The organism is Oceanisphaera submarina, from assembly GCF_046521305.1.
Lineage (GTDB): Bacteria > Pseudomonadota > Gammaproteobacteria > Enterobacterales > Aeromonadaceae > Oceanimonas > Oceanimonas submarina.
Genome location: NZ_JBKGFN010000005.1, coordinates 1 through 24,756, shown reverse-complemented (window position 1 = coordinate 24,756; position 24,756 = coordinate 1). Strand labels below are relative to the sequence as shown.

Below are 24,756 nucleotides of genomic sequence, written 5' to 3'. Positions count from 1 at the left end.
AGACCCGATGGAGGCTGTATGGCTAGAAGCGCGCTGTTATCCAGAAGCTGGACATTAAGCTGGCGGGATTATTTTGCCCTCACCAAACCCAGGGTAGTGGCCCTGATCCTGCTGACGGCGGTGGTGGGTATGTTTTTGACCGAGACCCTGCCGACGCCGTGGCGGGTGCTGGTGGCCACCCTCGGCATCGGTCTGATGGCCGGTGGGGCGGCGGCCATCAACCATGTGCTGGACCGACGCATCGATATCAAGATGGCCCGCACCTATCACAGGCCCGTGGCCCAGGGCCGGGTACAGGGCGGTCCGGCACTGGCCTTTGCCTTTGTTCTGTCGGCGGCGGGCCTCGCCATACTGTTACTCTGGGTCAATGCACTCACCGCCTGGCTTACTCTGGCCTCGCTGCTGGGCTATGCGGTGGTATATACGGTATGGCTGAAGCGAGCCACGCCACAGAATATCGTGATTGGTGGCTTGGCTGGTGCCATGCCGCCGCTGCTGGGCTGGACGGCGGTAACCGGCGAGTTTCATGGCCATGCGCTGCTGCTGGTGATGATCATTTTTGCCTGGACCCCACCGCATTTCTGGGCACTGGCCATTCACCGGCGGGACGATTACGCCAAGGCGGAAATACCCATGCTGCCGGTCACTCATGGCATCGAGTTCAGCAAGACCTGTGTGCTGCTCTACACCCTGCTGCTGACCCTGGTCTGCCTGCTTCCCTGGATAGTCGGTATGTCCGGTATCTTGTATCTGGCGGGGTCCACCCTGCTGAATCTGCGCTTTATTCAGTGGGCCTGGCGGCTGAAGTTTAGACCCGGGCCTCAAACCGCACTACAATGCTTCCGTTTTTCAATCAGTCACCTGATGTGGCTTTTTGTCCTTATACTGGCGGATCACTGGATAAACTATGGCTAATACGAACAGATGGATATGGATACTGGCGATTTTTCTGGTCACTGCCGGTATCCTGACTGGGGCTGCCTGGTATGCGGACAGAAAGAATAATCTGACCGAGGCGGTGGTGATCTATCCCGAGCCCCGCACCCTGACGCCTTTCACGCTGACAGACGCCGACGGCCGGTCCTTTACCGAGCAGAATCTGCTCGGGCGCTGGAGCCTGGTGTTCGTCGGTTATACCCACTGCCCCGATATCTGCCCTACCACCTTGTCGGATCTGGCACGGATTTACCCCGAACTGACCCGACTGAGCGACAAGGCACAAGTAGTGTTTGTTTCGGCGGACCCGGCCCGCGATACCCCCGAGCGTCTGAAAGCCTATACCGCCTATTTCAATCCCGATTTCGTGGCGGTTACCGCCGAGCATGAACGGCTGACGCCGGCGATGCAGCAGCTGGGGCTGATTTACGGTATCTTCGAACGGGACCAGGCCGATTATCTGGTCGACCATTCCGCCTCCATCGCCCTGGTGAATCCCAGGGGGCAACTGCATGCCTCCTTCCGGCCTGGCTTCGACGAACAGAATCCGATGCCGCTGGTCAATGGCGCCGAACTGGTGAGAAACTTCTCCGGCATAGTGGCCCATTGGGGCGATTAAACGAATAATACCAAAGGGATTAAATAGTTGATCTATTTGGTTGCTCTGCAAAGGTCGGACAAATGGCCCGCTCCGCCGACATGCCGTGAATACCTCCATGTAGGCTCAGCCGCGCCATCCTTGGCGCGGCGGGTCGGCGGAGCAGATCCCTTTATCCTCCCTGATGCCAAGGAGCTGTCTATTGGCGTCGTTTACAGGTAACTCGGTGCACGAGAGAGGCAACAGGAGATCGACTGCCACGACCGTGAAATGCCATGGACGGCATTTCCTGAGCCCTCAGGGATGAGTTTATGGCGTGTCGTGGGAGGCGGCTGTGTTGCCTCTGAGCTCGGGTTTAAAAATGATCAGATCTTTATTCAAATTGGTATAACTTCCTCCTCACCAAGTCAGCAAGAGTTGTTTATGTGGTCATCTTTTCTCAACGGGGCCCGGCACCGTCAGGTGTTTGCGCTGGCCCTGCCGATGGTACTCTCCAATATTACCGTGCCTTTGCTGGGGCTGGTGGACACCATCGTCATCGGTCATCTGGAGCATGCCTATTACCTGGGTGGCGTGGCGGTGGGTGCCACCATCATCAGCCTGATCTTCTGGTTGCTGGGTTTCCTGCGCATGTCGACCACAGGGCTGGCGGCCCAGGCGGTGGGTGCCGGAGATGGCGAACGCTTGCTGCAGGTGCTGGCGCGCGGTCTGCTGCTGGCCTGGGGGCTGGCGCTGATGATACTGCTGGTGCAGCAACCGCTGATGGATCTGGCGTTCTCGCTGGTCGGCGGCAGCGACGAGGTGCAGCGCTATGGCCGCGACTATGTGATGATCCGGATCTGGAGCGCGCCGGCGGCACTGACCAATCTGGTGCTGCTGGGCTGGCTGCTGGGCAATCAGAATGCGCGGGCGCCGATGTGGCTGTTGATCCTGGGCAACGGGGCCAATATTCTGCTCGATATCTGGTTTGTGCTGGGGCTGGGCTGGCAGGTCAAGGGGGCGGCGGCGGCCTCGGTGCTGGCGGATTATCTGGCCATGGTGCTGGGTGCCTGGCTGGTATGGCGTACTCTGCAGGCGCGGGGCCTGATGCCGGCGGCGGGCTTCTGGCAACGAATCCTGCACCTGGCCGCCTTCAAGCGGCTGCTGGGGCTGAACCGGGATATTTTCATTCGCGCACTGTGCCTGCAGCTGTGCTTCGCCTTCATGACCTTTCAGGGGGCACGCCTGGGTGATGAGGTGCTGGCTGCCAATGCGGTGCTGATGAATTTTCTGATGTTCATCTCCTTCGGGCTGGACGGCTTCGCCTATGCGGTCGAGGCCATGGTGGGCAAGGCGACGGGAGAGCGCAACAGAACGGGCTTTCGTCTGGCTTGTGCCCTGAATCTGTTCTGGGGCGGCGTGGTGGCCCTGTTGTTCACCCTGCTCTTTGTCCTGGCGGGCGAACCGCTGATTGGATTGATTACCGGTATTCCTGGTGTACGAGACCAGGCAAGCCTGTACCTGCCCTGGCTGGTGCTGATGCCGCTGGCGGCTTGTTGGTGTTTTATTCTCGATGGTATCTTTATCGGTACCACCCGGGGGGGCGAGATGCGTGACATGATGCTGCTGTCCACCGCCGGCGTGTTTTTCCCGGTGTGGTGGCTGGCGCAGGGGCTCGGGAATCATGGACTCTGGCTGGCCATGCTGTGTTTTATGCTGGCCCGGGGGCTGACTCTGGGTTGGGCCTGGTGGCGGCTGGAGCGTCGGCAGGGCTTTATGGATCATGACGACGTGATGAGAGAAACCAACGATGTTTGATATTGCGCTTTACGAGCCGGAGATAGCACCCAACACCGGCAACATAATGCGGTTGGCGCGCAACAACGGCTGTCACCTGCACCTGATCGAGCCGCTCGGTTTCGATTTAGAAGAAAAAAAACTGCGCCGGGCCGGGCTGGATTATGCGGACTTTGGCCGTATCAGCGTGCATAAGGACTATCCGGCGTTTCTGCAGGCGATGGTCGGGCGGAGACTGTTTGCCTGTACCACCAAGGGCAGCCGACCCCATCATGAGCCGCTCTATCAGTCCGGCGATGTCTTGCTGTTCGGACCCGAAACCCGGGGCCTGCCGGACGAGGTACTGGCGTCGGTGGCGCCGGAGCAGCGAATTCGCATTCCGATGCAGCCGGACAGCCGCAGCCTTAACTTGTCCAATGCGGTGGCCATCATCAGCTACGAGGCCTGGCGTCAACACGACTTTGCCGGAGCGAAATAGCCCTGACGACATGCCCGCGGTCTCACCTCGGTGGCAGGACGAGGGTATACTGCAATAAACTTTGTTTGGCGGCTGACCCATGAAAGAACCCACTTCCTATTCTCGACTGGTCACCACGGCGGCGGTGGCTGCGACTGCGGTGGCCGGGCTGATGATACTGGCCAAGTTGCTGGCCTGGTTTTATACCGGTTCGGCCAGCATGCTGGCCTCGTTGACCGACTCCTTGCTCGATATCAGTGCTTCGCTTATCAACCTGATGGCGATTCGCTATGCGCTGGTGCCGCCGGACCCGGAACATCGTTTCGGTCATGGCAAGGCGGAATCCCTGGCCGGACTGGCCCAGTCCGCCTTCATCAGTGGCTCGGCCATTTTTCTGATTATCACGGGTATCTCCCGCCTGTTTAACGCTCAGGAGGTGACCCATGCGGTGCTGGGGATCTGGGTCATGCTGTTTTCGCTGGTCTTGACCGTCGGTCTGGTGATGTTTCAGGGATATGTGATCAAACGGACCGGTTCGGTGGCGATTCGCGCCGATCAGCTGCATTATCGCTCGGATATTCTGCTCAATGTCGGTGTGCTGGTGGCCATAGCACTGGCCTGGTTTGGCTGGCACTGGGCCGATGCGGTATTTGCGCTGCTGATCGGGGCCTATATTCTCAAGGGCGCGCTGAAAATCGGTTATGACGCGGTGCAGATGCTGCTCGACCGGCGGTTGCCGGAAGCGGAGCAAAAGCGCATTATTGAGACGTGTCTGGCGGTAGAGGGTGTCTACGGGTTGCATGAGCTGCGTACCCGTCAGTCGGGCCAGACTCGCTTTATCCAGCTGCATCTGGAGCTGGACGACAAGTTGCCTCTGGTGCGCGCCCACCGAATTGCCGATCAGGCAGAGCGGGAACTGCATGAGCTGTTTCCCGATACCGACGTTATTATTCATATGGACCCCATTTCGGTCCTGCCCCGAGAAGCCCATTCTCAGGATATGAGTGAACATAAATTCATAGAAGACAAGGTTTAACCCATGGAAGACGGCATTCAATCCAGCACCTGGTTGCGCATCCGCGAAGAAGCCCAGCGGATGATTGCAGAAGAGCCGATGCTCGGCAGTTTTTATTATTCGACCATCCTGAATCACGACACCCTGAAATGTGCCCTGAGCTTTATTCTGGCCAACAAGCTGGAAAGCTCGGTGATGCCTGCGATCAGCCTGCGGGAAGTGATAGAGGTGGCGCTGGACGAAGAGCCGGCACTGCTGGATATGGTCGCCATGGACATCTGTGCGGTACAGGAACGGGATCCGGCGGTGGAGCTGTTTTCCACCCCGCTGCTTTATCTGAAGGGCTTTCATGCCTTGCAGGGCTACCGCATCTCCAACTGGCTGTGGCGCCATGGCCGTCGCTCGCTGGCTACCTACCTGCAGAACCAGATATCGGTGGTATTCGGGGTGGATGTGCATCCGGCGGCGTGTATCGGCAAGGGCATCATGTTCGATCATGCTACCGGCATAGTGGTGGGCGAAACCGCGGTGATTGAAGACGATGTTTCCATACTGCAAAGCGTGACCCTGGGTGGTACCGGCAAGGCAGGTGGCGATCGCCACCCCAAGATCCGGGAAGGCGTCATGATCGGTGCCGGCGCCAAGATCCTGGGCAATATCGAAGTGGGAAAAGGTGCCAAGATTGGCGCCGGCAGTGTGGTGCTGGAGCCGGTGCCACCGCACACCACGGTAGCAGGGGTGCCGGCCCGAGTGGTCGGTCGCCCCGGCTCCGACAAGCCGTCACTGGATATGAGTCAGAATATCTGAGACTTTTGTTGACGCAACCAACATAAATTAACCGTAAAGGGTGCCGAGATAGCGGGGGCCGCTTGTCGTCTTGGAGTGGCCGCGGTATCCTCGAGCGCTGAGGGGCCTGCGGGCCGGATAACCGTCATTTAGGGGTGAGTGCATGTCTTTTGATGTATTGGAAAAACTGGAATCCAAAATCCAGGCGGCAGTGGACACCATTTCCCTGCTGCAAATGGAAGTCGATGAACTGAAAGAGCAAAATGGTCAGCTGGGCGAAGAAAACCAGCAGCTGAAGCAGCAGCATGATACCTGGCAAGAGCGCCTGCGGGTGTTGCTGGGTAAAATCGATCAGGTAGAAGAAAGCGCCTGAACCCTAACGCCGGCAGTGCCGGCGTTATCTGTATCGGCCGCCATCGAGGGCTGATAACGATAAAGAGGCCGGCCCCAGGGGGCCGGCCTCTTTGTGTCTTGAAGTTTGCAGCTGTCTTCTATTCGATATCCAGTGGCTCGGGGGAGAGAATAATACCCGTGGTATCAGCGTAAAGATGGTCCGCCGGCAAGAAGGTTACACCACCGAAATTGACCGGAATTTCCTGATCGCCAACCTCGCTGTCATCGGCGCCGACCGGAATGGAGGCCAGTGCCTGAATGCCGATATCCAGATCTTCAAGTGCATCTACTTCACGTATGGAACCATAGCAGACGATGCCTTCCCAGCCGTTTTCCGCCGCGGTTTCGGCGATGTCGGCATCGAGCAGTGCCCGGCGCAGTGAGCCGCCGCCGTCGATCAGTAACACCCGACCCACGCCGTTTTCTTTTACTGCCGCCATGATGAGGCCGTTGGACTCGAAACACTTGATGGTGGAAATGGTGCCGCCGAAGGAGTTACGGCCGCCAAAGCTGGAGAACATGGGTTCGACCACGTCCACCATGTCAATATAGGTATCGCACAGTTCTGAAGTATTGTATTCCATGGAATCAGCCACATCTGGAAACAAGGTGACATCAAGTATAAAGGGGCGGGAGCGGTTTTCAATCACAATTGTGTGACCGCTCCCGTTAGCATGGCGGGTTAGAGGATATAGCGGCTCAGATCTTCGTCTTCGACCAGGTTCTTGAGGTAACGATCCACATAGTCTTCGTCCACCAGAATGGAGTCACCGGACTTGTCGGACGCCTCGAAGGACAGCTCATCGAGCAGTCGCTCCATTATCGTATGCAGCCGGCGAGCACCGATATTTTCGGTGGTCTCGTTCACGCGCCAGGCGGCTTCGGCCAGACGGCGGATGCCGGCCTTGGTGAAGTCGACGGTCACGTTTTCTGTGGCCAGCAACGCCTTGTACTGCTCGGTAAGCGAGGCATTGGGCTCGGTGAGGATGCGTTCGAAGTCATCGGTATTCAGCGAGTCCAGCTCGACCCGGATCGGCAGGCGCCCCTGCAGTTCGGGGATCAGATCCGAGGGCCGGGCCACCTGAAAGGCACCGGAGGCGATGAACAGCATATGGTCGGTGCGTACCATGCCGTGCTTGGTGTTGACGGTACTGCCTTCGATCAGCGGCAGCAGATCCCGCTGTACCCCTTCACGGGACACGTCGGGGCCCGAGCTTTCACCGCGCTTGCAGATTTTATCGAACTCGTCGATGAAGACGATGCCCTGGTTTTCCACCGCGTGAATGGCCTGTTCCTTCAGCTCTTCCGGGTTCAGCAGCTTGGCGGCCTCTTCCTCGACCAGCAGCTTGATGGCGTCCTTGATTTTCATCTTGCGCTGCTTGCTGGTGTTGCCGGACAGGTTCTGGAACATGCCCTGCAGCTGGTTGGTCATCTCTTCCATGCCAGGTGGCGCCATGATCTCTACGCCCATCTGCGGGGCAGAGACATTGATTTCGATTTCCTTGTCGTCGAGCTGGCCTTCGCGCAGCTTCTTGCGGAAAATCTGCCGGCTGTTGCTGTTGTTGGCCTTCTCTTCTTCACCCCAGGTGTTGCGCGGGTTGGGCAACAGGGCGTCCAATACCCGCTCTTCTGCCGCTTCTTCGGCGCGGTGACGGAATTTGTCCATCTGCTGTTCGCGGGTCATCTTCATGGCGATATCGGTCAGATCGCGGATGATGGTGTCCACTTCCTTGCCGACGTAGCCGACTTCGGTGAACTTGGTCGCTTCTACCTTGATGAAGGGGGCGTTGGCCAGCTTGGCCAGCCGGCGGGCGATTTCGGTCTTGCCGACCCCGGTCGGGCCTATCATCAGAATATTCTTGGGCGTGACTTCCTGGCGCAGCTCGGGGGTCAGCTGCATCCGGCGCCAGCGGTTGCGCAGGGCGATGGCCACGGCGCGTTTGGCGGCAGACTGGCCGACGATATGGCGGTCCAGTTCGTGGACGATTTCTCTTGGGGTCATGTCAGACATAATCAAATCCTGTGGTGCGGACAGGCTCGCCACCTGCCCGAAAGCAAATTCAGTGGCTGTAATCCAGCTCTTCGATGGTCTGGTTACCATTGGTAAAGACGCAGATGTCACCGGCAATGGCCAGCGCTTTCTTGACGATATCGGCCGCTTCCAGTTCGGTGTTTTCCAGCAGGGCTCGGGCGGCGGACTGGGCAAAGGCGCCGCCCGAGCCGATGGCGATCAGATCCTGCTCGGGCTGTACCACGTCGCCGTTACCGGTAATGATGAAGGAGTTCTTGTCGTCAGCCACCGCCAGCAGGGCCTCTAGCCGACGCAGGCTGCGGTCGGTCCGCCAGTCTTTGGCCAGCGCCACGGCGGCGCGTTCCAGGTTGCCCTGGTGCGCCTGCAGCTTGGCTTCAAACCGTTCCAGCAGGGTAAAGGCGTCGGCGGTGCCACCGGCAAAACCGGCCAGTACCTTGCCATTAAACAGGCGGTGTACCTTGCGGGCATTGCCTTTCATGACGGTGTTGCCCAGGGAAACCTGGCCATCGCCGCCGATAACCACTTTGCCGTTACGGCGAACTGAAACGATCGTTGTCACTGTGAACCTCACTTGACTGTGTAGCCAGCCTGGCTGGCAGAAATGTCATGAACACAGAAATGGGGACGGCAGGGGAAGAGATCAACCCTCCCAGAACCAGATTGCACAATGGTTGACGTTGGCCCGCAGCAGCTTGTGCTTGTGGGTCTCGGCCAGCCGCTTGCTGTCGTAGGGACCCAAAATAACCCGATACCAGACACCGTTGCTGCCGGTGCTGCGACGAACCTGGGCTTCCAGCCCCTGAAAGGCGATGCGGGCCTTGAGCTGCTCGGCCTGGGCGGCGGTGCGAAAGGATCCGCATTGCATCAGGTAAGGCTGGGTCGATTTTTCGGCCTCGGGCACATTAACGACCACTTCCTTGTTTTCCAGTTGCTCGATATAGCGCCACTTTTCCACCGGCTTCTGATCGATGGGATTGACCGGTGTGGGGGCCTGGGTGTGGGTGACGGCCGGAGGCGGCTCCGGTCGGCGGTGGTCGGCGGCGCCCTTGATGATGGACAGCAGGTAGCCGAGGGCACTTGCCAGCATCAGCACCAGTATGATGGCCAGCCAGGGAACTCGTCGCTGTGGTGCGCGGCCGCGACTGCCGCCCCGGGCGGGGCGGCTGCTGCTCTTGCCTTTGCTTGTGCTTTTTGGCTTGCTGCGCCGGACGTAATCCCTGGCCATGGTTTACATGCGCTCCATGGTGTCGATGCCGAGCAGCGACAGGCCCTGTTCCAGTACCTTGGCGGTGGCCGCACACAACCGCAGACGGCTGGCCCGCTCTTCGGCGCTGACGCCATCCTTGTTGATGGGACAGGCCTCATAGAAGCTCATGAAGGCGCCGGACAGCTCGTACAGATACAGACACAGCAGGTGCGGCAGCCCCTTGTCGGCCACCGATTTTACTGTGTCGTTGAACTGCACCAGTTTTTGGGCCAGGGCTTCTTCGGCGGGGGCCTGGATGCTGATCTGGCCTTGCAGGGACTCGGCGGTGACGCCGGCCTTGCGGAAAATGGACTGCACCCGGGTATAGGCATACTGCAGGTAAGGCGCCGTATTACCCTCGAACGACAGCATGTTGTCCCAGTCGAAGATGTAATCGGTGGTGCGGCTCTTGGACAGATCTGCGTATTTCACCGCCCCCATGGCGACCCGGCTGACTACCTGACGCTTTTCTTCTTCGCTGAGGCCGGTGTCTTTCTTCGCCAGCAGGGCGGCGGCGCGTTCTTCCGCCTCTTCGAGCAAGTCCACCAGCTTGATGGTGCCACCGGAGCGGGTCTTGAACGGGCGGCCGTCCTTACCCAGCATCATGCCGAAGGCGTGATGCTCCAGGCTGACCGACTCGGGAATATACCCGGCCTTGCGTACTATGCTCCAGGCCTGCATCAGATGCTGATGCTGGCGAGAGTCGATGAAGTACAGTACCCGATCGGCGCCCAACTGCTCGTAACGATATTTGGCACAGGCGATATCGGTGGTGGTATAGAGGTAACCGCCGTCCTTTTTGCGGATGATCACCCCCATGGGGTCACCGTCCTTGTTCTTGTACTCGTCCAGGTAGACCACTATGGCGCCTTCGTCTTCCACCGCCAGCCCTTTCTGCTGCAGATCGGCGACTATGGTGGCCAGCATGGAGTTGTACATGCTCTCGCCCATGACGTTGGCCGGGGTCAGGGAAACGTTGAGCCGGTCATAAACCTGCTGGTTATGCTGCAGGGTAATATCGACCAGCTTCTGCCACATGGCCAGACAATAGGCGTCGCCGCCCTGCAACTTCACCACGTAACCCCGGGCACGCTCGGCAAAGTCCGGATCCGCGTCGTAGTGCTGTTTGGACTCGCGATAGAACTGCTCCAGATCCGACAGGCCGGAAGAAAGCACGTCCGGATTTTCTTTCTCCAGTTGCTCCAGGTGGGCGATCAGCATGCCGAACTGGGTGCCCCAGTCGCCGATGTGGTTGGCCCGGATTACCTTGTGGCCGAGAAACTCCAGGGTGCGCACCACGGCATCACCGATGATGGTAGAGCGCAGGTGACCTACGTGCATTTCCTTGGCCACGTTGGGTGCGGAATAGTCCACCACCACTGTCTGGGGCTGCTCGGCTACCGGCACATTGGCACGCTCGTCGGCGACCATGGCGTCTATCTGGCCGGCCAGCCAGTCGCTGTCGAGAAAGAAGTTGATAAAGCCGGGTCCGGCCAGCTCGGTTTTGGCCACCAGCTCGGAAGCGGGCAGGTTATCGACCAGCAACTGGGCCAGGGCGCGGGGGTTTTGTCCGGCGGGTTTGGCCAGCAGCAAGGCCAGGTTGGTGGCCAGATCTCCGTGGGCCTTGTCTTTGGTTCGGTCTACCTGGATGCGGGGCGCCAGTTCGGCAGGCAGCTTGCCTTGCTGTTTCAGGATAGAGACCGTCTGCTCAAGCAGCGCTTGAATATGTTCTTTCATTATCAGTTCACCAAATTTAAGACAAGGTTGGAGATAACCCGGGGGAAGAAATTCTACTCATAACGAGTGCAGAAAACTACCGTCAAGGCAAGGCTGGGGCACCGATTGAAAGTGGATAGGGTAAAAAAGGGTCTTTATGGCTACTTCTTGAAGAAAGGAGCCCGGCCATGAAACTGGCGCTGTTACCCCTGACCCTTCATCTTATGCCCGGCGGCAAGGTTCCGCTGCGTATCTTCGAGCAACGCTATATCAGAATGGTGAGCGAGGCGAGCCGCGGCGGAACCGGCTTTGGTATCGGTATGCTGGACGAACTGGACGAAGCCAGCCACAGCGATCTCTTCACGCTGGGTACCCGGGTGAACATCATCGACTTCTATACCCTGGAAGGCGGCCTGCTGGGGATCACGGTGGAAGCCGAGGACCGTTTTCGCATCCTCCAGCTGGAACGGGAGGCGGATGGCCTGCTGCGGACCGAGGTGGAGCTGCTCGACAACTGGCAGTCCTGTACCCTGTCGCCGACCGAGCGGGTGCTATCCGATAAATTGCAGGAAGTCTTTGCCGAATATCCGGAGCTGGCCAGCCTGTATCCCGCACCCCAATGGCGAGACGCGGCCTGGGTAACCCAGCGCTGGCTGGAAGTGCTGCCGCTGAAAAGTCGGCAGGCCCTGAAGCTGATGGGGGCAGACAGCTGTCATCGCGCCCTCGGTTTCCTGATGTCGATGCTGACCTCGCCGTCGCAGCCGGACCAGCAGCACTAGGGTCTGTTGACCTTTCGCGGTGAAATTTTGTTCGAGTTAAACGCGTTTTTATCGCGGTGAGAGGGATGTAGCCTAGTCATTCTAAACACAGCCCTCTCAACAAAGAGAAAAACGCGTTTGGCCGAACCCGCAGGGCAGCGTTTGTGGGGTCTGGCTACTGCGTTATCGCTTATTTATGTAGAGTGACTACACGGCATAAGCTCTGCCTTGTATCAAGACCCCACAAACTGCTGCAAAAATCATCTCGAAAGGTCAACAGACCCTAAGGCTACCAGAGTTCCACCGGATCGATATCCAGTGACCAGCGTACCTTGCGGGCGGAGGCCTGGGTGTCGATTATCGCCAGTGCCAGGCGACAGGCCGCCGCCAGCTCGCGTCTGTTGCCGGCCTGCAGCAACAGCTGGTAGCGGTACTGACCGGCCTTGCGTTCCATCTGGGCACTGAGTGGCCCCAGACAGAGCACCGAGGATGGCAGTCCGGGCAGCAATTGCTGCACCAGTTGCTGCAAGAATGTCTGTACCTGATCGGCCCGGGCGGCCTGAGCCCGAAACAGCGCCTGGAAGCTGAACGGGGGCAGGGCGGCGGCCTGTCGTTCCTGCAGGGCACTGTGGGCAAAATGGTGATACCCCTGGTTGGCCAGATCCTGCAGCAGGGCGTGTTCCGGCTGGTGGGTCTGCAGCACCACCCGGCCCGGCTTGCTGGCTCGTCCGGCCCGCCCCGCTACCTGTATATAAAGCTGGGCAAAGCGCTCCGTGGCCCGGAAATCGCTGGCGAAGAGGGCGCCGTCCGCATCCAGCATCGCCACCAGGGTGACATCGGGAAAATGATGGCCCTTGGCCAGCATCTGGGTGCCGATCAGAATCTGATACTTGCCGTTGCGAATGCCATCCAGATGTTGCTGAAAGCTGCCCTTGCGCCGGGTGTTATCTCGATCGATGCGAATAATACCGTATTGGGGAAAGAGTCCGCTCAGGGCCTGTTCGACCTGTTCGGTGCCCAGGCCGGTGCCCACCAGCTGCTGGCTGCCACAGCCGGGGCATACCGGCGGCAGTGGTCGCTGATGATCGCAATGATGGCAATGCAGACGGGAGGAGTGCCGGTGCCAGGTATAATGAGCGTCACAGCGCTCGCAATCGGCCAGCCAGCCGCAGTCGTGACACAGGAGCGCCGGAGCATAGCCGCGGCGGTTCAGGAACAGCATCACCTGATTCCCCTTCGACAGCTCCTGTTCGAGCAACTGGAGCAGCTGGGGCGAGAGTCCTGCGTGCATCTGTACATGCTTGCTGTCCAGCAGCAGATGCTCGGCCACGGTGGCGGTGCCGGGTCGCTGGCTCAGGGTCAGCAACTGATATTTTCCTCCGGCCGCATTGTGCAGGCTTTCGAAGCTGGGAGTGGCTGAGCCCAGTACGATGGGAATGTCGAGTTGACGGGCACGTAGTAACGCCAGATCCCGGGCGTGGTAACGAAAGCCGTCCTGTTGCTTGAACGAGGTATCGTGCTCTTCATCGATGATCACCATCCCCAGCCGGGCGAAGGGCGTGAGCAGGGCGGAGCGGGTGCCGATGACGATGGCGGTGCTACCGTCCCGGCATGACAGCCAGGCATCCAGCCGCTCCCGTTCGTTCATGCCCGAATGCAAGGTGCTGATCGGTACCTTAAAACGCTGCTGAAAGCGCGATATGGTCTGGGGCGTCAGGCCGATTTCCGGCACCAGCACCAGCACCTGTTTACCCGCCCGCAGCACCGGCTCCATGATCTGCAGATAAACTTCGGTCTTGCCGGAGCCGGTGATGCCCTCCAGCAGAAAGGGGCTGAAGCCCTGGGCACTCTGGATCAGGCTGACCGCCAGCGCCTGCTCTGTGGTCAGGCGGGGCTTGTCATCAGCGGTCACCTCGGTGGCTGCGGTGTACCAGTCAGCGGGCTCCGGCAGTCGTTCTCTTTTTTCAATCAGCTGCTTTTTGGCCAGCGCCTGCAGGATGGCGCCGCTGATGCCTCTGATCTCCAGCTCACCGGCGGTCAAGGGTCCCTGGCGTAACAAGGTCAACGCCTGCTGTTGCTTGATGGCCTGGGCGGAGACGGAGGCTTCGGCGTCGAGCAGATGCCAGTAGGCGGTGCTGCGGTAGGCGGCGGCTTCGCCCTTGCGTAACAGGGTGGGCAATGCCTGAAAATACACCTCGCCGGGGGCGTGCAGGTAATATTGCGTGGCCCAGGCCAGCAGCCTGAGTTCGGCTTCGGCCAGAATCGGCTCCGGATCCAATATGGCACCGATCGACTTGAGCTTGGTAACATCGAAGTCGGAATCGGCGGGATGCGACAGTACCAGCGCCGTCATGGTTCTGTTCCCGAAGGGCACCGATACCCGGCAGCCGGGAGCGGGCAGGGGCTGGGGGCAGAGATAATCGAATTCTCGCCGCAGTGGAGCGGGCAGCGCAACCCGCAGCAAACCCTGCGTTGCTGGTATCGACATTGGTGTTTTATCCTCCGTTTGCCCTTGCCTGTAAAAAAACGATCCTATATTATTCGCACCCTTCACAAAATGTGAATTACTCGTGTGGTGTCTGGCATTGGATCAGATAGCGACACGGCCTACAAATTCAGAGGTTGTCCCCATGAAAAACGGTATTCACCCACAATACAACGAAATTACTGCCAAATGTTCTTGTGGTAACGAGATCACAGTCGGCTCTACCATGGGTAAAAGCCTGAACCTGGACGTTTGCTCAGCTTGCCACCCTTTCTACACTGGTAAGCAGAAAATGGTTGATAGCGGCGGCCGCGTTGACCGTTTCAACAAGCGCTTCGGCGCGCTGTCCAGCAGCAAATAAGCGATATTCATCGCAAGAACAGGCGCCTCAGGGCGCCTTTTTTATTGCCCGCAACTTGTGCATGACGCCGATTTTTCCCCATGGCTATGGCAGTTTTTACGTCAGGATAGTGAACATGCAGCGATGGCAATGGCTGTTGAACATGGAATTGTGACCGCTGATGGTGGCGGCAGAGCGCCCTAAACCATCGACAGACGAAACAGCAAAGGTTTGGAATATTGCAGATGGTAGCACTGTAATTTTCAAAAACTGCAGAGCAATCCGCTTTATTGGCATCGGTACTCCAGAGTTCAATAAACACAGTTAATTACCGGCGGAATCCGGTGCCGCAGCGACCCGGCGATGGCTGCTGAATAAAATCCCGCTCAGGAGTCGATTGAAACTGGTTTTTGATATTGAAAGGCGTGATGATTATGGACTCTGGCTGGTGCATCCACTCACGACTGACGGCCATTTGCTGGTCATCCGGATGTTCGAGCAGGGGCTGGGACCTCTGTTGCTTACCCCGCCCAATGATAATTACTGGCGATGATGGCTGGCGGCCGAACAGAGGGCTCGTCAACGGCGCCTCGGAGTATGGCAGGCGCCGCTGGCCAATTTTTCCTCCGGCTCGTCGCAGCCTGAAGAGGCTTCAGCGGGGAGATCGGCTGTTTATTCGTGGCCGGGTTCGTGCCAGCCGCAGTGGTCGAAACATATTGTGGATAAATCATCCCCGGCAGCTTTACTAATCAGAGCAATGAGTTTTTGCTAGGCAAGGTTGAATAAGTTGACTACTACCACATTGTATAAATATTGTGGTAAACTTGTTCACACTTAATTCGTATAAATGTCAACAATCGCATCAGGGTACTCGTAGAATGACCGACTTCCGTCAAAAAGCGCTCGATTATCATGCCTTACCTAAGCCGGGTAAGATCTCCGTTGAAATCAGTAAGCCGGCTGAAACCGCCAAGGATCTCGCCTTAGCCTACAGCCCGGGTGTGGCCGAGCCGGTGCGCGAAATCGCCGCCGATCCAAACAATGCCTACAAATATACCGGTAAGGGCAACCTGGTTGCCGTTATCACCAACGGTACCGCCATTCTGGGTCTGGGTAACCTGGGTCCGCTGGCTTCCAAGCCGGTAATGGAAGGTAAAGCCTTACTGTTCAAGCGTTTCGCCAACATCGACTCGGTTGATATTGAAGTAAAGCACCGTACTACCGAAGAATTTATTCAGGTTGTCGCGGCCATTGCTGATACCTTCGGCGGCATCAATCTGGAAGATATCAAGGCGCCCGAGTGCTTTGAAATCGAAAAGGCTCTGATCGAGCGCTGTAATGTTCCTGTCTTCCACGATGACCAGCACGGTACCGCTATTGTGACCGCCGCAGGCCTTATCAACTCGCTGGAAGTTCAGGGCAAAGATATTACCCATGCTCAAATTGTGTGCATGGGTGCCGGTGCCGCCGCGGTGGCCTGTATGGAACTGCTGATCAAGTGTGGTGCTCAGCGAGAAAACATCTACATGCTGGATCGTAACGGTGTGATCCATACTCGTCGTGATGATCTGAACGAGTACAAGACGCTGTTTGCCAATAACACCGACAAGCGCACCCTGGAAGACGTTATCACTGGCGCCGACGTATTTGTGGGTGTGTCCGGACCAGACGTATTGCCAGCCGAAGCCGTTGCACTGATGGCTGACAAGCCGGTTATCTTCGCCTGCTCCAACCCGGATCCGGAAATCAAGCCCGAGCTGGCTCATTCCGTACGCCAGGATCTGATTATGGGTACCGGTCGTTCCGACTACCCTAACCAGGTGAACAACGTGCTGTGCTTCCCCTTCATCTTCCGTGGTGCCCTGGATGTTCGTGCGTCCAGCATCAACGACGAGATGAAAGTGGCCGCCGTCGACGCCATCCGTGGTCTGGCCAAAGAGCCGGTACCGCAGGAAGTGCTGGTTGCCGCCGGTGTGGAATCACTGGAGTTCGGCAAGGACTACGTGATCCCCAAGCCGATGGATCCGCGCCTGCTGCCTCGCGTAGCTCGTGCCGTGGCCGTGGCTGCGGTGGAGTCCGGCGTAGCCGGTATCGAACTGCCGGAAAACTACATGCTGGATTAATTTCACGCATGACATGAAAAAGGGGAGCTTCGGCTCCCCTTTTTGATCGTACAAGCCCTTCGGGCAGCTGTAATACTAGACAGATTAAATAACTGCTCTATTTGGTTGATCTGCAAGGGGCGAACAAATGGCCCGCTCCACCGACCCGCTTCAAACACATCCATGTGCTGGTCGCTGGAACAGATCCCTTTGTCCCCCCTGATGCATCTAAGTTTCTTGCTGGTACAGTCTGCGGGCAACTCGGTATTCAGCAAGAGGCAACAGAGATGGCCTCCCACGACCGTGAAATGCCAGCGATGGCATTTCCGAGCCCCCAGGGATGGGTTTATGGCGTGTCGAGGGAGGTGGCTATGTTGCCTCTGGAGCCGGGATCCTAAATATGATCAGATTCTTAATGTAATGGGTATTATTCTCCTCACCCCTCACCCCTCACCCCTCACCCCTCACCCCTCACCCCTCACCCCTCACCCCTCACCCCTCACCGTCGGGTCAGATACACCCCGGCTTCCATGTGATGGGTATAGGGGAACTGATCGAACAGGGCGAAGCGGCTGATGCCGTGGGTCTGTGACAGGGTTGCCAGGTTCTGGCGCAGGGTGTCCGGGTTGCAGGAAATATAGATGATATTGTCGTACTCCTGCACCAGCTTGACGGTTTCCTCGTCCAGACCGGCCCGGGGCGGATCCACCAGTATGGTGTTGCACTCGTAGCTGGCCAGATCTATGCCCTGCAGGCGGCGGAATTCGCGCACGCCGCGCATGGCTAGGGTAAACTCTTCCGCCGACATCCGCAGTATGGTCACGTTATCGATGCCGTTGGCGGCAATGTTGTACTGGGCCGACTTGACCGAAGAGCTGGCGATTTCGGTAGCCAGCACCCGGCGAAAATTGGCGGCCAGCGCCAGCGAAAAGTTGCCGTTGCCGCAATACAGCTCCAGCAGATCGCCGCTGGCACCTCTGGTGGCATCCAACGCCCAGCTCAGCATCTGTTCGTTCATGCGGCCGTTGGGCTGGGTGAAGCTGTTTTCCACCTGTTGATAGACAAGCTCTTTACCCTGTACCTGCAGCCGCTCCACCACATAGTCCTGGCCCACCACCCATTTTTGTTTCTTGGCCCGGCCTATGATGCTGGCGGCAATGCCCTGTTGTTGCAGTCGTGCCCGTACATTCTGCACGGCGACGTGCCAGGCATCGTCCAGCTGGCGGTGATAGAGCAGGCTGATTACCAGCTCGCCGCTTAACGACGACAGAAAGTCGACCTGAAACAGCTTGCGGCGCAGTACCGGATCCGGTTTGAGCGCGTCCAGCAGCAGCGGCATCGCCTGGTTGATCAGGCGGGATGCAGCAGGAAACTGGTCGACCCGGTATTTCTCCCGAGTAGCCTGATCAAACATGATGTAGTAGAGGTCTTCATCTTGATGCCAGACCCGAAATTCGGCGCGCATCCGGTAATGTTCGGGCTCGGAGGCAAACACGTCCAGCGCCGGCGGGGTAAAGGGCGCGAAAGTTTCCCGAAGCCGGTCGGCTTTTTCATCCAACTGTGCCTGGTAGGTTTGCGGGGTGACCACTGTGCTCATGAGTTGCCTCTCTGTAAAACGAAGCGCAAATTCTACGGGCTGCGGTGAATTTGTCCAGTTATCGGACGAGGGGCTGGTGGTCGCAACTGGCTTTTGCCAGACTGCATCTTTGCTGACGGACTGAAAGAAAAGGAAATAGCGATGCGGCGTAAAAAACCGGAGGATTTGCGGGAGTGGTGTTATCCCTTTATCTTCGAGACCAGGCTGACCTGCGATTATGAAATCCTCACCGACGAGCTGTGCTGTCATATCGGCGTGGTGTTGTCACAACTTGGTGAGGGATTCGACGACATCCGGGCCGATCTGGAGCGGCTACAACCACTGATCTACAACCTCAATGGTTCGGTTCGGGGCAAGAACGGTATTTTCGAGCAGGATATCGACTGGCTGAAGCAGAGATACACTTATTATCAGCAGGCGTCGGAGGGGAGGGTGACCGGCTTTGTGCTGCCCAGGGGGCCGGCCCCGGTGCCGCAACTTCATCTGTGCCGCTGCACCGGCAAGAAGATAGTGCGCATGCTGGTACGGCTGGAAGAAGAGGGCAGGAAGTTCGATGAACTCCTGCCCCGCTTTGCCAATGTGCTGGCCAACTTCTTCTTCGTACTGACCGTGGCTATCAAGGATCGGCTGGGCACCGAAGAGGTGCCCTATATCAGCATTAATTACTGAGTCTTGGCCGGTTGGCGATAGGGGTTCTCCGGCAGCTGCTCGGCCCGTAACGGTGGACGACGGGCGTCGTCCTTGGGACCATAGGCGCTGCTCAGATAAGTCAGTATGGTTTCTTCGGTGTTGGCATCGAAGGGCCACAACCCCTGTTTGTCCTGCATCCAGCGGATCAGCGACAGCCAGTGCTCGCGGCTGCCGCTGTTCTGGGTGACCAGTTTGGCGGAGTGACAGGCGGTGCAGTTGTTGCGCACCGTTTCCCAGCCGGGGGCGATAATAAAGCCGGTTTGCGGATCCAGCTCGGCGGCCAGCGCCGGTGTGGACGACAGGCCCAGCAGTAGCAAACTCAGGGCAACAGGATGTGCCATCACGTCCTCCTAGACAATTTGTACCGCGATACGGTGGCAGGCGTTGTTCAGATAGCCCTTGGGGTTCCAGCCCGGCACCACCATTGGTTGAGCCTTGCCTTCGCTGTCCACGGCCTTGGCCCAGACTTCGTAATAGCCTTTTTCCGGAAAGCTCAGTTCGCTGTTCCAGTGCTGCCAGGCCAGGCGGTTGGCCGGCGCGCGCAGTTCGGCTTTTTGCCAGGTGATGCCGAAGTCGATGGAAACATGCAGCTCGGTCACCTCCAAATCGCCGGCCCAGGCGTGACCGCGTACCAGCAACGGCTCTCCCAGCTTGTGGCTGATACCGGTTTTGGGGAAGGTGATCAGCGATTTCACCGGCATGGATTCGATGATTTCCATATCTTCATTCGGCACCTGGGTGCCGGGCGCTACCGGATATTTGGGTACGCTGTAAGAGGGGGCCGCCATCTTGTTGCCGTCATGAACCTTGTTGCGAACAACGATTTTTTTCAGCCACTTGCCCGAGGTGGAGGCCGGCCAGCCGCCGCACACCAGACGAAGAGGGTGACCGTTTAGCACCGGAATATCTTCGTCGTTCATGGCCCAGGCGATCAGGGTCTGGTCTTCCAGTGCCTTGGACATGGGCACGCCACGCGAGATGGACTCCTTGCTCGGGTCGCCGCTGGGGTGCAGGTCACCGCCGTAATAACCGATGTAAACCGCGTCCTTCTTGATGCCGCAGGCCTCCAGCACATCCCTCAGTCTTACCCCGGTAAATGTGGGGCTACCCACGGCGCCTGTAGTCCACTGGTTGCCGCTGGCGGCAGGTGTATACTCGCTGCGGCCGTTGCCGCCACATTCCACCGTCAGCTGATAACTGTGGTGCTTGAATCGGGATTTCAGCTCGGCCAGGGTAAAGGTGGTGGGGTTTTCGCAGGACTCGCCGGCAATTTCCAGCGTCCAGCCGGCAGGGTCCAGCGACTTGATATCGGGCAGCAGACCGTTGTTGCGCACAAACATGTGTTTGGCCGGGGTGATTTCGTCATCCAGCAGGTGAGGCGGGGTTTCGGCGTTGATTGGCCTGTCGTTGAGAATGGTCAGGCCTTCCTTACCCGGAAGGGTAAAGGGCTCGTCGGACTGGGCAAAGGCGGCGGGGATCAGCCCGGCCGGCATATTGTTGGCGAAGGGAATGCTGGCACCGATGGCCGTGGCCATGGCCAGCAGGCCACCACGCTTGAGAAAGCCCCGGCGGCTGTCGGCGTCGGTTTCCCGGTTCCACACCAGTTCATCGGCTTTGACAGGATCTTCTGCGTACAGTTCGTGCAAGCCCCGACTGGACTTTTTGTTGTTGTTTGGGTCGTTTGCCATTTTTCTCTCCTTGTGCGCCTGCGGCGCCGAGCCTGATCCTAGGTTAATGCAGATTAGCAAATGACCAGATGTTTCCGGTATGTAAATATTGTTTAGTTGAGATCCTCATCATATTAATTTTTATGACGAATTTGCGTATTTGGCCACCGTGTCTGCATATACAGTCAGGTCTCCATTCCCTATAATGCCCCCGCTTTGGTGCCGACAGGCATAAACGGGAATCCGGTGTAAATCCGGAGCTGGCGCGCAGCGGTAAAGAGGAACGACACGACAGGGATAACCCGGGCACTGCCTGATACAGGGTGGGAAGCCGTCGTCTAGGTGGGCCAAGGCCCGAGCCTCCAAGCCCGAATACCTGCCAAAGAGCCAACAGGAAGGGCCTGCTGGCAGTCACTACGCGTACTAGGGAAAAACATGTCCAAAAAGTTGTTGGTAGCTGCTTTGCTGCCATGGGCCGCCTATGCCCAGAATTCATCAGACTCCACCAATATCACCATCTACAACCGGGTTGAGCAGCCGCTCACCAGCGCCCTGGCGCCGGTGGAAGTGATCACCAAGGCCGAGATTGAACGCCGCCAGCCCCGTTCGCTGGTGGATCTGCTGGAAGCCCTGCCCGGTATGCAATTCGGTAGTCAGTATGGTGGCGTCGGCCAAGGCTCCAGTCTGTTTGTGCGCGGCACCAATTCCGATCATGTGCTGGTATTACTGAACGGTCGCCCCATGGCGCAGATGGTATCCAGCAATGTCGATTTCAGCCAGTTACCGGTCAGTAACGTCGAGCGCATCGAATATATTCGCGGCCCTCGTGCCGCCATCTACGGCTCTCGTGCCATCGGCGGCGTGGTCAATATTATCACCACTTCTCAGGTCAACAGCACTCAAATTGGCGTGACCACCGGCAGTAACGACTACTATGCCGCTGATGTGTCGATCAACCAGTGGGTGACTGACGCCACTCGCCTACAGCTGGCCACCGGCTACCGGGAAACCCGCGGGTATGATGTTATTCCCGGCAATAGCCAGTCTGACAGAGATGGTTTTGACAGCAAAAACCTGACTCTGGGCATCGAGCATCAGTTGGATCAGTCCTGGATCTGGGATGCCAACTTTAATGGTTGGGAGAATAATCTCGAGTATGATTTCTACGAACCGGTATGGGGAAGCCCTGGCTCTGATTCAAATCAGACTACAGCCTATCAGATTGATACCGGTATTCGTTATCAGGATGGACTGTTTAATGGTCAATTGAATGCCAGTTATGGTGAGTACGAGGCAAAAGACTGGAACAAGCAAAACGGTCGCCATACGGCGGATATTACTAATACCGCGACAACACGGATTGATGGGCTGATTCAGTACCAGTACTCCGAGCAAGGCTATGCTCTGGCAGGTATGGATTGGCAACAGGATCGCTTATTGTCCAAGTCTACCAGCGCTACTGCACCAAATCGTGATAATAGCGGAGTCTTTGCTTCTTTGTATCATACTTGGTCAGCGCTTACCTTCGAGCTGACTGGTCGTGTGGATGATAACGAACAGTTTGGCACCCATGATACCTGGCAGAGCGCCATTGGGGTTGAATTACCGGGGCAGCATAAAGCAACAGTTAGCTATGGAACTGCCTTTAAAGCCCCGACCTTTAGTAATTTGTATGGCTTTGGCGGTAACCTTGAGCTGAATCCCGAAGAATCTGAAAACTGGGAGTTGGGACTGACTGGTAATTACAGTCTGCTGGATTGGCAAGTAAACTTTTATCGTAACGAGATCGATAACCTGATCATCTATCAAGGCGGTAACATTAACTCAACGAAAAACACCGATGCCTTGATCAAAGGGGTAGAAGTGGTGGTAAAAGCCGCAACCGGCCCTGTGAATCATACTCTTAGTTACGATTACACCGATGCAGAGGATGGGAACAATGAAGGGCGGCAATTGGCTCGTCGTGCCAGACGCAAGGCCAGCTGGACTGGTGACATCGATATAGCAGGCGTCGATCTGTTTGCTCAGATCTTGTATGTGGGTGAGCGCAATGATAGTGCCTATAGTGACGTTGTAATGCCTTCCTACACCATCTGGAACATCGGCGCCCGTTACCCTTTGACGCCCAATCTGACCCTGAACGGCAAGATCAACAACCTGTTCGACAAGGATTATCAGGTCGTTGATACCTACGATGCGCCCGATATGGAGTTCTATGTCGGTGCCGACTACCGTTTCTGATAGTGGTTTGATACTAGCAGCACAAATGTCTGCAGGTGGTGAAAGGGATTAGCTCCGCCGACCATCTGCGCCAGGGATGGCGCGGTTGAGCATACATGGGTGTACTCGTTGCGAGTCGGCGGAGCCGGCCCTTTCATCATCCCGTACAGACACCTGACTGATGTAAGCCGGCCACTGCGCCGGCTTTTTCATGGCCGCTTTTGGCGCTATCATGGCGCTCTTGCATAGCGAAGACAGGCTTTGCACCTTAAGGGCAGGCCTGGCATAGAAAGGGCAGACAGTGGCAAATATTCTTATCTTCGACTCCGGCATGGGCGGCCTCTCCGTCTATAGAGAGGTCAGCAAGACCCTGCCGGGTCACCAATACCTGTACCTGTTCGATAACGCCTGCTTCCCCTATGGCGAGCTGGACGAGACGCGTCTCGTTCAGCGGGTCGTCGAGCTGTTCGAGGCCTTCGTGGTACGGCACTCCGTCGATATTGCCATTATCGCCTGCAACACCGCCAGCACCCATGTACTACCCGCACTGCGTGAACGGTTGTCCATACCTGTGGTGGGAGTGGTGCCGGCCATCAAACCGGCCGCCGAATACAGCCGTCTGTTTCATCAATCCGGCGAGCCGGGCCATATAGGTCTGCTGGCCACGCCGGGCACAGTGTCTCGCCATTATACCGCCAAGCTGATTCAGAGCTTTGCCGCCGATCTGCAGGTGTCTTTGCTGGGTACCACCGAGTTGGTAAAAATGGCGGAAGACAAACTCTCGGATCGGCCGGTCGACATACATCGACTGGCCCAGATATTGGCGCCCTGGCGAGGTAAGCAAGGGCCGGACACCATAGTACTGGGCTGCACCCATTTCCCTCTGTTGTCCGACGAACTGAGTTTCTGTCTGCCTCAAGCCAAGCTCATCGACTCGGGTGAAGCTATTGCCCGACGGGTCGCCAGCCTACTGTTGCACTCGACGCTATCGCAGAGTGCGCACCAGACTAATATCGGAGCTGGCCAGCTGTTTTGCACTCAACTGACAAAAAAAGCCCGGTTACAGGCCGGGACTTTTGGTAGAGAAGGGTTTGGTGCACTCGGGTGTTTTACACCTTAGGTGACCGACACCTTAATTGACGAAATCAGAGCTGGCCCTGATCATTGCCTTCTTCTTCATCTTTACGTTCATTGGCTTCTCTGACCTTCAGTGTTCGCTGCTGAAACTCCGAATCGTTCAATGCCTGTTGGGCCGACTGTGCTGCATCGCTCGGCATCTCCACAAAACCGAAGCCACGGCGTTTGCCGGTATGTTTGTCTTTCATCAACCTGACCGATAACACCTGACCAAAGTCTTCGAACAGTGCCCTTACCGAAGCTTCATTGGCCCTATAGGGCAGATTACCTACATACAGAGTTGTAGTTGGAATAGCAGCCGGCACCGGAGTACGGGTAAACAGGGGGACCAGCAGGCCTCCCAAGAACAAGCCAAGTGCAAAGAGGACAGCAGGGGACAGTGAAGGCGCAGCCCAGCCGATAACTACATAACCGACCAGGGCCAGAACAAGAGCAAACAGGGCAGACTGAATATAAACAGGGTACTGGGATAACTTCATCGGCAGTCCAATCTCAAAGTGGATGAATGTGTAAGGTATGTCTGCATTGAAATAATGGAGCTCATACCATCGATAACAGCATAGCCTCAATTGAGCTATGGAGTAATGGCTGACATCGGTAAGCACCATAAATGTGATCTGGAATAATCAAATCATCAAAGGTGGTCAAAATTACATCGGCTTAATGCGTGGCCTTGCGTCACATGTGGGTAACTCTGTGGTTAAGTTGTGCTTTTGCTTGGAGTATAAGCAATTGATCGCCAAGGGCCTATTTTTATCAAAAAAGCCCTTGCGCAAAATCGGCCGCTCCCTATAATGCGCATCCA

The 24,756-nt window shown here is 57.4% G+C and carries 24 protein-coding genes and 1 riboswitch; of the genes, 14 read left to right on the top strand and 10 right to left on the bottom strand.

Translation table 11 applies throughout. The features are described from left to right. Window positions 1–18 precede the first annotated feature (18 nt). From cyoE to ACLEIV_RS06590, 7 genes are all read left to right on the top strand, one after another. Window positions 19–915 carry a heme o synthase gene (gene cyoE, locus ACLEIV_RS06620; RefSeq protein ID WP_410455860.1) on the top strand — a complete coding sequence of 299 codons (897 nt, stop codon included), beginning with the start codon at window positions 19–21 and terminating at the stop codon, window positions 913–915. Further along, window positions 908–1,555, top strand: a complete 648-nt coding sequence (locus ACLEIV_RS06615; protein ID WP_410455859.1) for an SCO family protein — start codon at window positions 908–910, stop codon at window positions 1,553–1,555. Before cyoE ends, ACLEIV_RS06615 begins: the two co-directional genes overlap by 8 nt. Before the next feature lie 402 nt (window positions 1,556–1,957). Next, window positions 1,958–3,331, top strand: a complete 1,374-nt coding sequence (dinF, locus tag ACLEIV_RS06610; protein WP_410455858.1) for an MATE family efflux transporter DinF — start codon at window positions 1,958–1,960, stop codon at window positions 3,329–3,331. Next, window positions 3,324–3,788: a tRNA (cytidine(34)-2'-O)-methyltransferase gene (locus tag ACLEIV_RS06605; RefSeq protein WP_410455857.1), complete on the top strand. Its 465-nt coding sequence runs from the start codon at window positions 3,324–3,326 to the stop codon at window positions 3,786–3,788. Before dinF ends, ACLEIV_RS06605 begins: the two co-directional genes overlap by 8 nt. A gap of 79 nt (window positions 3,789–3,867) precedes the next feature. Next, the gene (gene fieF / locus ACLEIV_RS06600; RefSeq protein ID WP_410455856.1) at window positions 3,868–4,803 is read left to right on the top strand and encodes a cation efflux pump FieF; all 936 of its coding nucleotides are present in this window, start codon (window positions 3,868–3,870) and stop codon (window positions 4,801–4,803) included. Between the two features lie 3 nt (window positions 4,804–4,806). Beyond that, a complete protein-coding gene (gene cysE, locus ACLEIV_RS06595; RefSeq protein WP_410455855.1) occupies window positions 4,807–5,589 on the top strand; it encodes a serine O-acetyltransferase in 783 nt (260 codons plus the stop codon). Window positions 5,590–5,731: 142 nt separating this feature from the next. Continuing rightward, on the top strand, window positions 5,732–5,941 hold the full coding sequence (locus ACLEIV_RS06590; protein WP_104486955.1) for a cell division protein ZapB: 210 nt from the start codon (window positions 5,732–5,734) through the stop codon (window positions 5,939–5,941). 118 nt (window positions 5,942–6,059) lie between these two features. Here ACLEIV_RS06590 and rraA read toward each other — a convergent pair whose 3' ends face one another. From rraA to argS, 5 genes are all read right to left on the bottom strand, one after another. Continuing rightward, the gene (gene rraA / locus ACLEIV_RS06585; RefSeq protein ID WP_410455854.1) at window positions 6,060–6,545 is read right to left on the bottom strand and encodes a ribonuclease E activity regulator RraA; all 486 of its coding nucleotides are present in this window, start codon (window positions 6,543–6,545) and stop codon (window positions 6,060–6,062) included. 98 nt (window positions 6,546–6,643) lie between these two features. Continuing rightward, a complete protein-coding gene (gene hslU / locus ACLEIV_RS06580) occupies window positions 6,644–7,972 on the bottom strand; it encodes an HslU--HslV peptidase ATPase subunit (protein ID WP_410455853.1) in 1,329 nt (442 codons plus the stop codon). A 49-nt stretch (window positions 7,973–8,021) separates the two neighbouring features. Beyond that, on the bottom strand, window positions 8,022–8,552 hold the full coding sequence (gene hslV, locus ACLEIV_RS06575) for an ATP-dependent protease subunit HslV (RefSeq protein ID WP_410455852.1): 531 nt from the start codon (window positions 8,550–8,552) through the stop codon (window positions 8,022–8,024). 81 nt (window positions 8,553–8,633) lie between these two features. Further along, window positions 8,634–9,218 (bottom strand): SPOR domain-containing protein, encoded by a 585-nt coding sequence (locus ACLEIV_RS06570; RefSeq protein ID WP_410455851.1) that lies wholly within the window; start codon window positions 9,216–9,218, stop codon window positions 8,634–8,636. A 3-nt stretch (window positions 9,219–9,221) separates the two neighbouring features. Further along, on the bottom strand, window positions 9,222–10,976 hold the full coding sequence (gene argS, locus ACLEIV_RS06565) for an arginine--tRNA ligase (RefSeq protein ID WP_410455850.1): 1,755 nt from the start codon (window positions 10,974–10,976) through the stop codon (window positions 9,222–9,224). A gap of 167 nt (window positions 10,977–11,143) precedes the next feature. Here argS and ACLEIV_RS06560 point away from each other — a divergent pair, with 167 nt between their 5' ends. Next, window positions 11,144–11,734 carry an LON peptidase substrate-binding domain-containing protein gene (locus ACLEIV_RS06560; RefSeq protein ID WP_410455849.1) on the top strand — a complete coding sequence of 197 codons (591 nt, stop codon included), beginning with the start codon at window positions 11,144–11,146 and terminating at the stop codon, window positions 11,732–11,734. A gap of 268 nt (window positions 11,735–12,002) precedes the next feature. Here the strand turns inward: ACLEIV_RS06560 and priA are convergent, their stop codons facing one another. After that, a complete protein-coding gene (gene priA / locus ACLEIV_RS06555) occupies window positions 12,003–14,201 on the bottom strand; it encodes a primosomal protein N' (RefSeq protein ID WP_410455848.1) in 2,199 nt (732 codons plus the stop codon). Window positions 14,202–14,343: 142 nt separating this feature from the next. Here priA and rpmE point away from each other — a divergent pair, with 142 nt between their 5' ends. The 3 genes from rpmE (at window position 14,344) to ACLEIV_RS06540 (ending at window position 16,661) form a co-directional block, all read left to right on the top strand. After that, window positions 14,344–14,559 (top strand): 50S ribosomal protein L31, encoded by a 216-nt coding sequence (rpmE, locus tag ACLEIV_RS06550; protein WP_410455847.1) that lies wholly within the window; start codon window positions 14,344–14,346, stop codon window positions 14,557–14,559. A gap of 376 nt (window positions 14,560–14,935) precedes the next feature. After that, window positions 14,936–15,091, top strand: a complete 156-nt coding sequence (locus tag ACLEIV_RS06545; RefSeq protein ID WP_410455846.1) for a hypothetical protein — start codon at window positions 14,936–14,938, stop codon at window positions 15,089–15,091. 325 nt (window positions 15,092–15,416) lie between these two features. Further along, window positions 15,417–16,661 (top strand): malic enzyme-like NAD(P)-binding protein, encoded by a 1,245-nt coding sequence (locus ACLEIV_RS06540; RefSeq protein WP_410455845.1) that lies wholly within the window; start codon window positions 15,417–15,419, stop codon window positions 16,659–16,661. Window positions 16,662–17,139: 478 nt separating this feature from the next. Here ACLEIV_RS06540 and trmA read toward each other — a convergent pair whose 3' ends face one another. Continuing rightward, window positions 17,140–18,237 (bottom strand): tRNA (uridine(54)-C5)-methyltransferase TrmA, encoded by a 1,098-nt coding sequence (trmA, locus tag ACLEIV_RS06535; RefSeq protein WP_410455844.1) that lies wholly within the window; start codon window positions 18,235–18,237, stop codon window positions 17,140–17,142. 141 nt (window positions 18,238–18,378) lie between these two features. Here trmA and ACLEIV_RS06530 point away from each other — a divergent pair, with 141 nt between their 5' ends. Continuing rightward, window positions 18,379–18,906: an ATP--cob(I)alamin adenosyltransferase gene (locus tag ACLEIV_RS06530; protein ID WP_410455843.1), complete on the top strand. Its 528-nt coding sequence runs from the start codon at window positions 18,379–18,381 to the stop codon at window positions 18,904–18,906. On the opposite strand, the gene ACLEIV_RS06525 is transcribed toward ACLEIV_RS06530, so the two are convergent. Continuing rightward, complete coding sequence (locus ACLEIV_RS06525; protein WP_410455842.1) at window positions 18,900–19,268, bottom strand: hypothetical protein; 369 nt, start codon at window positions 19,266–19,268, stop codon at window positions 18,900–18,902. The genes ACLEIV_RS06530 and ACLEIV_RS06525 overlap by 7 nt on opposite strands. A 9-nt stretch (window positions 19,269–19,277) precedes the next feature. Next, on the bottom strand, window positions 19,278–20,615 hold the full coding sequence (locus ACLEIV_RS06520; protein ID WP_410455841.1) for a sulfite oxidase: 1,338 nt from the start codon (window positions 20,613–20,615) through the stop codon (window positions 19,278–19,280). A 179-nt stretch (window positions 20,616–20,794) separates the two neighbouring features. Continuing rightward, window positions 20,795–20,992: riboswitch (cobalamin riboswitch) on the top strand. 37 nt (window positions 20,993–21,029) lie between these two features. Between ACLEIV_RS06520 and ACLEIV_RS06515 the strand changes: the two genes are divergently transcribed. Together ACLEIV_RS06515 and murI are read left to right on the top strand one after the other, a co-directional pair. Continuing rightward, window positions 21,030–22,835: a TonB-dependent receptor domain-containing protein gene (locus tag ACLEIV_RS06515; protein ID WP_410455840.1), complete on the top strand. Its 1,806-nt coding sequence runs from the start codon at window positions 21,030–21,032 to the stop codon at window positions 22,833–22,835. A gap of 280 nt (window positions 22,836–23,115) precedes the next feature. Beyond that, entirely contained in the window at window positions 23,116–23,934 is an 819-nt protein-coding gene (murI, locus tag ACLEIV_RS06510) for a glutamate racemase (protein WP_410455839.1), read from the top strand. A 25-nt stretch (window positions 23,935–23,959) separates the two neighbouring features. On the opposite strand, the gene ACLEIV_RS06505 is transcribed toward murI, so the two are convergent. Next, window positions 23,960–24,430: an RNA recognition motif domain-containing protein gene (locus tag ACLEIV_RS06505; RefSeq protein WP_410456031.1), complete on the bottom strand. Its 471-nt coding sequence runs from the start codon at window positions 24,428–24,430 to the stop codon at window positions 23,960–23,962. Between the last annotated feature and the right edge of the window lie 326 nt (window positions 24,431–24,756).